At 47.3% G+C, this 12,995-nt stretch carries 12 protein-coding genes; 6 read left to right on the top strand and 6 right to left on the bottom strand.

Annotated features, from left to right (window positions below):
• Positions 1–79: 79 nt before the first annotated feature.
• Positions 80–580: an anti-virulence regulator CigR family protein gene (locus FDX04_RS13870; RefSeq protein WP_042313219.1), complete on the bottom strand. Its 501-nt coding sequence runs from the start codon at positions 578–580 to the stop codon at positions 80–82.
• A gap of 311 nt (positions 581–891) precedes the next feature.
• Between FDX04_RS13870 and melR the strand changes: the two genes are divergently transcribed.
• The 6 genes from melR (at position 892) to galE (ending at position 7,790) form a co-directional block, all read left to right on the top strand.
• A complete protein-coding gene (gene melR, locus FDX04_RS13865) occupies positions 892–1,830 on the top strand; it encodes a transcriptional regulator MelR (protein WP_042313217.1) in 939 nt (312 codons plus the stop codon).
• A gap of 256 nt (positions 1,831–2,086) precedes the next feature.
• A complete protein-coding gene (nhaC, locus tag FDX04_RS13860; RefSeq protein ID WP_249935538.1) occupies positions 2,087–3,481 on the top strand; it encodes a Na+/H+ antiporter NhaC in 1,395 nt (464 codons plus the stop codon).
• A gap of 107 nt (positions 3,482–3,588) precedes the next feature.
• Complete coding sequence (locus FDX04_RS13855) at positions 3,589–4,761, top strand: MalY/PatB family protein (protein ID WP_061382302.1); 1,173 nt, start codon at positions 3,589–3,591, stop codon at positions 4,759–4,761.
• 154 nt (positions 4,762–4,915) lie between these two features.
• Positions 4,916–5,551, top strand: a complete 636-nt coding sequence (locus FDX04_RS13850; RefSeq protein ID WP_038632863.1) for a carbonic anhydrase — start codon at positions 4,916–4,918, stop codon at positions 5,549–5,551.
• A gap of 220 nt (positions 5,552–5,771) precedes the next feature.
• A complete protein-coding gene (locus FDX04_RS13845; RefSeq protein WP_042313209.1) occupies positions 5,772–6,710 on the top strand; it encodes a hypothetical protein in 939 nt (312 codons plus the stop codon).
• Positions 6,711–6,773: 63 nt separating this feature from the next.
• Positions 6,774–7,790, top strand: a complete 1,017-nt coding sequence (gene galE, locus FDX04_RS13840) for a UDP-glucose 4-epimerase GalE (protein WP_137371084.1) — start codon at positions 6,774–6,776, stop codon at positions 7,788–7,790.
• Between the two features lie 46 nt (positions 7,791–7,836).
• On the opposite strand, the gene FDX04_RS13835 is transcribed toward galE, so the two are convergent.
• From FDX04_RS13835 to FDX04_RS13815, 5 genes are read right to left on the bottom strand one after another with little or no spacing between them, the layout of a single operon-like run.
• Positions 7,837–9,228, bottom strand: coding sequence for a DUF4832 domain-containing protein (locus FDX04_RS13835; protein WP_137371083.1), 1,392 nt, complete (start codon positions 9,226–9,228; stop codon positions 7,837–7,839).
• Positions 9,229–9,258: 30 nt separating this feature from the next.
• The gene (locus FDX04_RS13830) at positions 9,259–9,666 is read right to left on the bottom strand and encodes a membrane protein (RefSeq protein ID WP_042313200.1); all 408 of its coding nucleotides are present in this window, start codon (positions 9,664–9,666) and stop codon (positions 9,259–9,261) included.
• A 2-nt stretch (positions 9,667–9,668) separates the two neighbouring features.
• Positions 9,669–10,778 carry a glycosyltransferase family 4 protein gene (locus FDX04_RS13825; RefSeq protein WP_079226115.1) on the bottom strand — a complete coding sequence of 370 codons (1,110 nt, stop codon included), beginning with the start codon at positions 10,776–10,778 and terminating at the stop codon, positions 9,669–9,671.
• A gap of 1 nt (position 10,779) precedes the next feature.
• Positions 10,780–11,991: a glycosyltransferase family 4 protein gene (locus FDX04_RS13820; protein WP_137371082.1), complete on the bottom strand. Its 1,212-nt coding sequence runs from the start codon at positions 11,989–11,991 to the stop codon at positions 10,780–10,782.
• Between the two features lie 14 nt (positions 11,992–12,005).
• Complete coding sequence (locus FDX04_RS13815) at positions 12,006–12,995, bottom strand: glycosyltransferase family 2 protein (RefSeq protein WP_042313193.1); 990 nt, start codon at positions 12,993–12,995, stop codon at positions 12,006–12,008.

Below are 12,995 nucleotides of genomic sequence, written 5' to 3'. Positions count from 1 at the left end.
TGCTCCGCTTAAGTGAACAGTATTGCGCGTAACGCGGGCTTTCGGCAGGAACAACAAAGCCAATTAATTCCGTGGCGACTTAATCAAACACACCATTAATAACAGCAGTGACAATCGCCGTGCTCAGTGCAATCAACACCAAATTGTCGCCAACGACCTGCCATTCATAGCCAGGGTAATACGGCAGTTGATTCAACATAGAGGGTGGGACACTTTTTTTAGCGATCCCCGGAGGAAGCGGTTTTCCTCGCGCCAGATTTTTGGCAATGCCTGGCGGCAGTGATTTATACCCCGTCAAACCGTATCTGACAGCATACTGCCTGGCCACGTTATAGCTGATGTCACTATCCACATGATCCGGCTTGCCATAATTTTTACGCTGTTCTGTATGTGAATTATTTTTTTGGCCAGCGTTTCCTTTCTGGCTGTTACCACTATTACCCTTGTTTCCGCTATTACCATGGTTGCCACTATTACCATTGCCGTTACCGTTACCGGGGTTAGCGAATACAGGGGTGGCGCACATCGTCATCGCGGCAACGGCGACTAAAGCCGTTGCTAAAGTACGGAGTCTGGACATGATGATTCCTTGAGGTGTGGATACATATAAAAATGTAAGGTATTCCATGATGACTGGCTATCGCTATAACTCCGATTTATTGGCAAAAAAAGCGATGACATTTTGCAAAGCGAACACATCCGAATACGTATTTTTGTGATTAAAGCTCACCACTCCCGATAACTCAGATTGGCAAGCGAGAGGCACAGGATCTGAGTTTTTGGGAATAATTTGGCGAAAATGGAGAGAAAACGGCGCTTTTTTTCGGTTAAGCTATGTTCATGCTTTGACGCTACACCATGGTCAGATTCACTATCCAGGAACCCTCCATAATGGCAAAAAGTACCCCGCAGCTGCCACTCGACCCACATATGTGCCGCAGCTATGAAAAAAAGACGAGAAGTCCGTTGGCGCTCTATTCAGAGTATCAGCGTATGGACGTCGAACTGCGGGCGCCGCTGGCCATGACCTACAGCCACTGGCATGGTCAGGTTGAGGTGAATGTACCGTTCGATGGTGATGTGGAGTACCTTTTTAACGACGAAGTGGTGAAAAGCAAACAGGGTTTTATCACCTTGTTCTGGGCCTGTACTCCCCATCAGCTCATCGATGCCGGGCATTGTAAACAAATGGCTATCTTCAATTTGCCGATGCATTTGTTTTTATCCTGGCCGCTGGACAGGGATTTGATCAACCACGTGACGCACGGGATGGTGGTTACTTCGCTTGCCTCGCAGCAACTGAGCGCTTTTGAAGTACAGCGCTGGCAAAGTGAACTTAGCAGCGACAACGAGCAGATTCGCCAGTTAGCTATCGATGAAATCGCCTTGATGCTCAAGCGTTTTAGCCTCTCAGGTTGGCGGCCAGTGCTGGGTAATAAAACACCACGGACGCAGAAAAACAGTATTTCACGGCATTCACAGTTTTACGTCAGTCAAATGTTGGAGTTTATCGCCGCTAACTGCGACAAACAGCTCACGGTCGATGCCATTGCCGAGCACGTTAAGCTCAATCCCAATTATGCGATGGGTATTTTTCACCGGGTGATGCAACTGACGATGAAACAGTACATTACGGCGATGCGTATCAACCATGTGCGAGCGTTACTCAGCGATACGGATAAAACAATTTTGGATATCGCCACGATTGCTGGTTTTCGCTCCAGTAGCCGCTTCTATAGCTCGTTCCATAAATATGTCGGCATGCCACCGCAGCAGTATCGCAAACTGAGCCAACAACGACGAAATCACTCACCTTATGCCGAGGGGTAATTCATTCGCCAAATTTTCTCTTATCCTACTACAAAAAAGAAATACCAGAACTGCAGGTCATAATAGATAACCTGACACAGTTAATAAAATAGAGTTCAGCCGAGCTCTGGCAACTATGTTGCTCAATACTGAGTAACCTGTAGCGGGTAGTTATTTGACGTGTTCAACCATTAATGATTGGGATGGAATTATGCAATTAAATAGCTGCACCTCCAACAACAGAAAGAAATTGTCTTTCTGTTGGTCAGTTTTACCTATGATAGTCATGCTGGGCGGGATTAGCATCGGATATTTTATATTCAATATTCGTGCCGAACCCATGATCCTGATGGGCACAGCAACCGCCTCATTTATCGCCGTCGCTCATGGCTACACGTGGGATGATATTCTACAAGCTATTTGCAATAAAATATCTGAAGCACTGCCAGTCATATTAATTGTCGCCAGTATCGGTTTCTTAATTGGCGCATGGATGGTGTCAGGCACTATCCCGATGATGATTTATTATGGTTTAAAATGGATTAACCCGCAGTATTTCTATATTTCAGCATTTATGCTGGGTGCGCTGATCTCAGTTTGTACCGGTACTTCCTGGGGCTCTATCGGGACCGTGGGGATAGCCATGATTGGCGTGGCAATTGGTCTTAATGTTTCGCTGCCTATTGCCGCAGGCGCCATTGTCTCAGGCTGCTGGTTTGGTGATAAGCTCTCACCGGTTTCTGATTCAACCAACATGGCGGCGCTGGCTGCCGGTGTAAATCTGTACTCGCATATCGGTCATCTGCTGTGGACCACCGGCCCGGGGTTTATAATTTGCTGCATTATTTATAGCTATATGGGTATGGGTATTGATGCCTCATCCAGTGCTCCTGAAAATATCACCAGCTTAATGAACGCTATCGGCCAGATTTATGATTTTAACATTCTGTTGTTGTTACCGCCGATCATCGTTTTATATGGCTCACTGTCAAAAAGACCACCAATTCCGATGCTCTTTTTGTCTACGATAGTGTCGATGATTCTGGCATTAGTCTTCCAGCAATTCACCGCTTCGTCCGTTGGCGAATCCGTAGTCAGCGGTTTTAAACTCGCGATGCTTACTGGGGATAACCTGCCCGCACTGTCCTCCGATGTCTCCCGCTTGCTGGAAAGAGGTGGCGCAATATCTATGTTCAGCAGTTTTGTCACCGTCTTCAGCGCCTTCAGTTTTGCCGGTGCAATGAGCGCGACAGGCTCTTTACACACCGTAATTAACGCGCTGACCAAAGGGGTTCAATCCACATTCCGCCTGGTGGCCACCACGATTGTTACGACCTTCACCATCTGTGCCTGTACGGCAAACGGGACTCTGCCATTGCTACTGTGTGGCGACGCCTTTAAAGATGAGTATAAAAAACGGGGGTTGGCAGCAAAAAATCTTTCACGAACCACCGAAGATGCCGGAACCGTGGTTGAGCCGATTATTCCCTGGTCTGCTTCAGGCGTTTATTGCGCCACGATGCTGGGCGTGGCAACACTTGATTATTTACCATGGGCAATTCTGTGTTATAGCGGCGTCATCTTTGCCTTGCTGTGGGCGGCAACGGGTATTGGCATTGCGAAATATGAGCCAAATGAAGCTGCTGAAAATATGGTTGAGCAAAAATCATAGGCTAATAACAGCTATCACCAGGGTAAATTTAATATATCAATAAAATAGATATTCTTCGCTGTTTGCGTTGCTAAACCTATTTTTCAGAGGCTTTCCAGGAGTCAGCAATGTCTTTGTTTGATGAAATTGTCATAAGGGATGCTAATTGCCGCAAATACGGTCAATTACAACAAATGTACGGCACCACCGATGTATTGCCATTATGGATTGCAGATATGGATTTTGTGACGCCGGAACCTGTAATGAACACGCTGCGTTCAGTAGTCGCGCAGCCTGTACAAGGATATAACCTGGATTATCCGCAATGGAAAGAATCCGTGATCCATTGGTATGCACAACAGTATGATGCCGACGTCAGGCCGCACTGGTTGCATTTTATTCCTGGGGTTATAAAAACCATCGTACTTTCTTTAATGGCGCTTACCCGACCGGGCGATAATATATTGACCTGTACGCCAATATATGATCCCTACCCTAACCTGGTGAAAACCAGCGGCAGGAATTTAATCCAAACGCGCCTTATTGAAAAAGACGGGTATTATGAATTTGACTGGCATGATTTCAGCGAGAAGCTCAAGCAGTGCAAAATGTTTCTTTTCCCGTCACCGCATAATCCGGGGGGAATGGTGTGGTCGCGGGAAACGCTGGAACAAGTTAGCCATTATTGCCAGCAGGCTGGCGTCATCATTCTGTCTGATGAAGTGCATAGCGATTTAACCCTGCCAGGTAAGCGCCATTTGCCATTTTTTACGCTCAATGAAACGTCAGGCAGCAAATCAATTGTACTGACCTCAATCAGTAAAACCTTCAATACGGCAGCACTCCAGGGCGGAATAGCCATTATTAAAAACGATGAGTTACGCCATCAGTTCTATCACTTTCTTGATAACTGCTACCTTGCCGAGACGCATTCATTACAGCAAGCGGCCATTTACAGCGCGTTTACTCATTGTGGCGACTGGCACCAGAAACTACTGGCCTATCTGGCTGACAATGTCGCGTTTGTTAAACGCGACATTGAAAAGCACTGTCCCTTGATATCTGTCGTATATGGCGGCGCATCTTATCTTCTGTTTCTGAATGCGGAAAAAATGGGTCTCAACGATGCACAACTAAGCGATTTTTTTGTGCATGAAGCGAAGCTTGGTCTGTCGCCAGGCGCACAATATGGCCCTGGCGGAGAGGGTCACATGAGACTCAACGTGGGCTGTCCGCGTTCTGTCCTGGTAGAAGCCATGAGCCGCCTAAAAGCGGCCTACCAGAAACGGCAAAACGCGTAGCGTACATCACGATACTTGCCCTGCCATGGTGGGGCAAAATTAGCCAGAAATGTTGCAAAACTGCTATAAAGTCTTTCCCTTCTGTCGGCTGGTGTTAAACTGGAAAGTGTGATCTTCATCATAACCTGTTCAAACAGAAAAAAGAGACACTGCTATGCAACATATCATTGAGGGCTTCCTCAACTTCCAAAAAGAGATTTTCCCTCAACGTAAGGAACTCTTTCGCAGCCTGGCATCCAGCCAGAATCCAAAAGCGCTTTTCATTTCCTGTTCCGATAGCCGTCTGGTGCCGGAACTGGTGACCCAGCAAGAGCCGGGACAGCTTTTCGTTATTCGCAACGCCGGCAATATCGTACCGTCTTTCGGTCCCGAACCTGGTGGTGTCTCCGCCACTATCGAATATGCGGTAGTTGCACTTGGCGTGACGGATATCGTTATCTGTGGTCATTCCAACTGTGGCGCGATGAAAGCCATTGCTGATAGCCAGCCTCTGGATCCGATGCCCGCAGTGGCTCACTGGCTGCACTATGCCGATGCCGCCAAAGCCGTGGTTGAGAAAAAAACCTGGGATAACCCCATCGATAAAGTTAACGCTATGGTGGAAGAGAACGTTATTGCGCAGTTGAACAATATTAAAACGCATCCTTCAGTAGCTGTTGGACTGCGAAATAATGCGCTGCGTCTGCATGGCTGGGTGTATGACATCGAAAGTGGTGAAATTCGTACCCTGGATAAAAACAGCAAAACCTACGTTTCCCTTGCTGACAACCCGCAGGTGCATTTCGAGTAATCCCTCCACTGGAGCAAGGATGCTCTGGACATTTTTTCCTACTTTTGTGCTACCGACAAAAAAACATCTGCAACTAGTTTTTAAGATAGGCGTAGATATTTCTACATCAGTCATCGCGCATTCATTCAACATTGCGGCAAATGACATGTAGTGACCTGCAAAACGGCTGTCCCTATAGGCATTTTTTCAAGTTGCAGGCGATAACAAGGAGTATGCGCAAATGCTAGCGAAAATAAAACGAATGATAAAAATGTTATTCTATCATGAGTCATGGGACATCATGATTCTAAAAGATCATGGCTCACACTTATTCCCCGATAATACTCTGGAAATACTGAGTAAAACTGCTGCCCAGCAGTTAAAAAAGAAATATACGTTTCAGGCCGACCCTTTTATTATTGAAAAGGCCGATAAACTGTATGTTTTTTATGAAGCTTTTAGCTTTCGAAACTCGAAAGGTACGCTAAGATGCCGTATTCTGGATCGTGAACTGACTGAAATCGATGATGTTAAACTTGAGGGCTTTGACGACTTAAAGTGTCATTTGTCATTCCCTTTCCTGATTCATATCAACGATCAGCTATTCATGATCCCCGAGTCTTCAGAAAGAAAAGAAGTCATACTGTTTCAGTCGGTAGAGTTTCCGGTACGCTGGAAGAAAATCAAAGTCTTAATATCGGATACTGAAGTAACAGATAATGTGTTTCTCACAATTAATGAAACCTGTTATCTTTTATCCACCACAATGGATAATGAAATTATTATTCACTCTGCTGAGAATATCTATGGGCAGTGGCAGCGGATTGCCCCCTCATTGAAGGTGAGCAACCATCACCATCGGGGAGCGGGTGCGCCCTACCTTGTCGATAACAAAATGTACTTCCTCACCCAAGAATGCACGCCTGAAACCTACGGAAAATCCATCTACATCAAAGAATTAGTCACATTAAGCAATACTGTATTTGATGAAAGCCTGATCGAGAAAATCAATTCCTCGATCAACCACAGTGATGGTGTCCATACACTAAACTTCTCAAATAATTATATTGTTTATGACACTAAAATAAACAAGTTCAGTTTTTTATCTATACTTAAAAAAATATCTTACAAATGTATGGTGAGATATCGTAACTACAACCTTACCAGACTTCACCAATAGCAAGTTTTCTATGGTAGTGGCGTGAATCAAAACCCGTTTTGATAGCATAAATCTGGAGTCTGTATGGCAATTTTTGTCACTGGTGGCGCAGGTTATATTGGTTCACATACTGTTTTAACACTACTGGAAAGAGGCGATGATGTCGTTGTCGTTGATAATCTGTCGAACTCTTCTCGAGTCTCGCTGGACAGAGTCGCGGAACTTGCCGGCAGGGAACCGACTGTCTATATCGCCGATATTCTGGATCGGCAGGCCTTAAAAAACATTTTCACCCGCCATAACATCACTGATGTCATCCATTTTGCGGGACTCAAATCGGTTTCAGAGTCGATAAAAGAACCCCTCGCCTACTATGAAAACAACGTTACTGGTACGCTGGTATTACTGGATGAGATGCTGGCCGCAGGCGTTAATCGTTTTATTTTTAGCTCATCGGCCACAGTATACGGTAATCCGGAAAGCGTGCCGCTAAGCGAGCAATCACGCACGGGCGGTACGACCAATCCGTACGGCACGTCTAAATTAATGGTTGAACAGATTCTGGCCGATTTTTCACGCGCGCAGCCCGATTTTCGCATCACCTGCCTGCGCTATTTTAACCCAGTCGGTGCCCATCCATCGGGTCGAATCGGCGAAGATCCTAACGGTATTCCCAATAATCTGGTCCCGTATATCTCCCAGGTCGCGATTGGTAAACTTGAAACCGTGTCCGTGTATGGTAATGACTACCCAACCTCCGACGGGACCGGCGTGCGTGATTATATACACGTCATGGACCTGGCGACCGGCCACTTAGCCGCGTTGGATTGCCAGAACAAAGGCGCTGCCTACAAAGTGATTAATCTTGGTACCGGAGTCGGGTATTCCGTGCTTAACCTCATTGAGGCGTTTGAAAAAGCGGCGCAGACAAAAATTAATTATCAGTTTGTCGCCAGAAGGCCCGGAGACATTGCCGAGTGTTGGTCAGACCCTTCTCTGGCGCGAGAAGAGTTAGGCTGGCAGGCTATCTACAGCCTTGATGAAATGATGCGCGACACGTGGAACTGGCAAAAAAATAACCCGAATGGTTATAACCTGTAATGTTCTCTGCAACGAGCCAGGTCGTCTGGCTCGTTGCTTTAACGGGCTAGCGCGACGTTATGGTTGATACACGATACCAGCCGCTGCTCTGCTTCCCTTCATTGGCAAAGTTAATTCTCGCGGCACCGGATTTATCCAGCATCGCAACCTCAATCGCATATTGTCCTTTCGCCAGTCGACCCGGCATAGGTAGCGCATAACTGACCTGATGAATTCCCGGGAGCCAACGTCGTATATCATCCGCCGCATTACCCTGCGCCACTACCTTATTGCCACTGTCTAACACACGAAATGCCAGCGTATAGGGCAGGTAGATCGGTGCCACACCATCGTTATACCAGGTACTGTTCAACGTCAGCGTTTGACCACTGTTCCACAGTGACTCATGGCTCAGGGATGCTAAGCGAAATCGATAGCCCAGTTTGGTCAGCGCATCGTCGACAATCGGTCGATAATCGCTGGGTATCGCTCTCGATTTCAGGTTGATGGTACTGGCATGCTGCTTGATCGCCCAGTCAAAAATCCCCTGCACTTCGGCGCGCGTATAATGAAAAGAATTCTTCCAGTCCTGCATATACGAACAGATTTCCAGACTCACTGGCGCGCGTTTCCAGGCATCGTTAAACCCTGCATAACTTTGCTGCGCTGCCAGTAATCGCTGCGGGTAATCATCTTGCATATGATTCCAGGCGTCTGAAAACACGCGCAGGTCACCCCAACAGTCCGCTCGCCACCCGGCCCCACGCGCCACCGCATTTGCCAGGCTTTGCCCACCGCTTATCAGCATAATTTTGGGCGTTTTGGGAAAGGCAGAAAAGTGCATCGCAACGTAGCGATCCAACTGTCCGGTGGTGTATCGCTCCAGGAGTGGCTTCAGATCGGGGAAGTTGCTGTTATGCCACTCGCCCCACGAACCCACCATGCCGATATCAACAAAAGCGAGATTCTCATTACCATCGTAGCGCTGACCCAATGTGTTGAGCAGACGCTGGCTGTATTCGATAAACAGTGGGTCATCTAAATCCGGTACAAACGTCTTATTATCAGACGTCCAGGTTCCTTTTACGCCTTTTTTAATCAGCCAGTCGGGAATTTTAGTGCCATCCGCCGGGTCGGCAAGCGCCATAAATCGTAGCCCGACATTCATCGCGGGACGGTGCGCCGCAGCGTATCTAAAGGCATCATCCACCAGCGCAAAATTGTACTGCCCTTCAACAGGTTCCAAATCTCGCCAATAAAATCGCTCATACTCGAACCCGGTATTGGGATAATCCGCCAGGCTCAGCGTTTCACCGTATCCCTGATGAAAACTGGCAACGCCAATCCCCGGGTTGATCAACGGCCCCGTCAATGCTTTAGGGGTTACGGTCGTTAATGCGGCCATCACCGACAGCGGGAGGAACATACCCAACAGCGCAGAAACCCATTGACACTTCATCGCAGTAACGCCCTCGCAGGTTTAATAACACTAGTGTTTTTTCAGGTTTAACCACCAGTCCCAAATACCGACGTGAAAATTTTGGAATACATCAATACCTAGCGCTGATTTGATCATATACAGCGTCAGCAATATGCAGCAGGTGACGAACAGCACGGCGATCAACAGCAAAAAAGTGAGCAAGATCCGCGACAAGGTCGATTCCTGGCGATGCTGGCGGCGTAAATCTCTGCCAAACAAAAAAACCAGATAAAAACGTTTACTGAAAAAAGGAAAACTCCGGCGAATATCAATCTGATGCCGTGCAGCCAATGTCGAGGCCAGGATCGCGTTTTCCACCCCTGCTTTTTGTTCCGGGGTCAACTCCTCCGCTATTTGCTCATCAAGGTGAGCATAGAACCGTTCGATGACGGGGGGACGATTTTGAGGACTGGTCAAAATTAACCTATATCTTTATCAATTGAGTGGTAGACGTTGACTGTCTTTTTGGCGATTTCATGCCAATTATAGTTTTGCAAATATACACGATAGTCCACACGATTGGCTGTCACCCACTGGGTTAATTTCCCGGCCAGACTGTTCACGTCCCCGACCTTAAAATAGGCTGCGACAGGTAACTGAACTTCAAGGTTAGCCGGAATATCACTGACCACAGCGGGAAGAGAAAAGGACATCGCTTCCAGCAGCGCAATAGGTAGACCTTCGTGATATGAAGGCATCACAAACAGTTTCGCCTGTGAAAATACCGCCTGCAGTTCATCACCGCGTAAAAATCCGGTCATCACCACACCAGGCGTGTCGGCGGCCAGCTTTTTGAGGCGAATGCTGTATTCGGTCGGATGATCTGCATCGCCAATTAACACCAGCGGCAGGGTCAAACCGCTATGTTGATAAGCGGCGATGGCGTCATGCATCCCTTTTTCTTCTACAAATCGTCCAACCACCACAAGATAATTTTTCGGCTGTAGCCCAAAGCGGGAGAGCGTATTTTCGATAGTCAGCTCAGATAACAACCGCGGCTCATTCACGCCGTTGTGAATTAAATGCGCGTCATAGCGACCATGTTTTTTCTGGATCAGTTGATTAATCACCTCAGAAATCACAATCACCTCGTGGGCGTATCTCACCGCCCAGCGCTCACCCAGCAACAGTATTTTTTTGGCAATGAATCCCCATTTCTGACGATCGTAGTCAGGCCCATGGTGGGTAAAAACGACCTTTTTGCCCAGGACGCGTAATAATGGAATCACAAGGCCCGGTCCGATAGCATGCACATGCACAATATCCGAATGGTCGAAAACTGTCCTCAATGCCGCTAAAACGGAATGCACAATCGCTTCCAGCGAGCGTTTTTTGGGCGCCCACAGCGCATAGGTTTCGACTTTCTTATACGTTGACCGTTTGTAATTTACATACGGTGAGCGAGCGATAACACAAATATCAACATCGAGCTGCTGCTTAATAGCAGGATAAAGATTCTGGCAGTGAGTCTCCACGCCGCCCAACACATCCGGAATACCTCGTGTGCCAAAAACCGTTATTTTTTTCATACTAGGGCCTGCTAAGCAGTTCTTTATACAGCGCCAGCAAGGTGTCCATATGTTTGCTTAGCGCATATTTTTCACTTAACCGCGCCCGACCCTGTAACCCCATAACCCGCGCTTTCTCTGGCGAGTCGGCCAGCGTCTCCATCGCATTCGCCAACGCTTGCACGTTGCCCGGCTCGAATAAAATCCCTTCACTACCGTCACGAATTTGTTCCGGGATCCCGCCAATGCGCGATCCAATCACCGGCTTGCCCAGGGACATCGCCTCTAATATCGCCATGGAACAGTTTTCATAACATTCAGAAGGAAGGATTACCGCCCGTGCATGCTTAATAAGCTTATCAAGGGCTTCCCCTTGCTGCACATAACCTAAAAATTCAACATCCGGGTATTTGGCGACTAACTCGTCATGTAGCGGGCCGTGGCCCACAATTTTCAACGGCGCTTTGTTCTGCATTTTCTCATGTGCCGCCAACAGCGTTGCCACCCCTTTTTCACGGCTCAGGCGACCAAAGAACAGCATATAGCCTTCATCGCTTGCCTCATCCAGAGGACGACTGTCATCTACGCCATTGACGATCACATCAATGCGCGACTTCGGCAGCGTACGCAGCAGCACCCCGCGTAAAAAAACGCTCGGCGAAACGATCGCATCCAGCGCCTGGTAATTTTGCGCAATGTATTGCCAGGTTGCCTCCAGAGAGAGCAATAAGCTTTTTGAGGCGGAACCTTCCTGGCAACGATACCTGAAAGCATTAAAAACCGTGCCGGTGATACAGGAGTCACACACTTTGCCGTCGCGCAACATGGAATACGTAGGGCAGACAATCTTATAGTCATGCGCAGTCAGTACCGTTTTGCAGCCAAAATTGCGCGCAACTTTTATCAGCGCCGGCGTTAATTGGTGATAGATATTATGAAAATGAACGATATCCGGGCGCTCTTTTTGCAATAACGCCAGCATCTTTTTGCAGGCCTGCGAATTATGAATAAAGTTAACCGCCGTTTTTAGCCCACCCAACAAATTACTTTCCTGGTGGTAGTCCACATTGCTGACAAAATAATCCGCATAGTCCGAAGGGAAATTTTTCTCATGCTGCATCGAGAAATCAATCACCTGCACTCCGGCCTGTTTCAGCATATCGCGCTCTTGAAAATAAACCGTTTCCGCGCCGCCTTTGATGAAAAAAAACTTATTTACTAATAAAACTTTCATGGCGTCTGCCTTAGTTATTCATGAATGATTTTACTGTCAGGCGGAGTCAACGGATCGCGTAGCGGATGTGTTAACCCTTTAACAAGCCCCGCGGAAAGCACAGCTAAGTTCATCACGCTTTGCAGGCCATTCAGTAACGACCGATTCTGTACGGTTTTCAGTATCACAAAGGCAAGCAATGGCAGAAATGCGATATCGAAAATTTCGAGATTAAAGGTCACCGCCGCAATGAACAAGGCAACCAGGTAAACAGCAAAAATCGCCTCGTTTTTAACCATTTTTAACGCTTTAATGAAATAAGGCTTTCCCCAGGCGCAACGTAAAAATTCGCCCGGAGCCTGATAGTATCCGCTTTTCCAGCGATGCTTCAGCATCTGAAAGGTCGGCATGGTATGCGAAGTATGAATAAAATACGGAATATTCAGACGACGTAATTTATAACCCGCGTCAAGTAAACGCAGGCCGAGTTCAGCTTCTTCATAAGCATGCAGATTACGGTTGGTGAGATAACCAATTTTCTCAATGGCGGAGCGGCGATATAGCCCCCCGCCGCCTAAATGGTCGCTATCCCCTACGGGATAGATTTTATTAATGCGTTGCTTACGCGATTTAAATTCATAGTTAACGGCATCGTCCATTTCGACGGTTCCCGCTACGCCAGCGTATTCCGGTTCCGCCTGCAAAAACGCGACAGCCTGATCCACAAATCCTTCTTCCAGCTCCATGTCGCCGTCCATCAGCAACAGATATTCCCCTTCACTATAAAGGTAACCCAACTGATGTCCGACACCACAGCAACGATCGCCTGGATCGGTTAATGACACCACAGTCACCCCTTTATCGATCGCCAACTGCTGGGTGTTATCCGTTGACAGACTATCTGCCACAATAATTTTATGTGGATAATCAACAAGCTGTTTACGGATACTATCAATTGTTTTCTCAATACATTCAGATTCATTGAGCGTTTTGATACTCACTGAAATAAACGGTTTATTGTCCAT

The organism is Citrobacter sp. wls615 (genome assembly GCF_005281355.1).
In the GTDB taxonomy this organism is placed as follows: Bacteria; Pseudomonadota; Gammaproteobacteria; order Enterobacterales; family Enterobacteriaceae; genus Citrobacter; species Citrobacter werkmanii.
The sequence above is the reverse complement of the archived record's forward strand: the minus strand, read 5'-3'. Positions and strand labels throughout refer to the sequence as shown.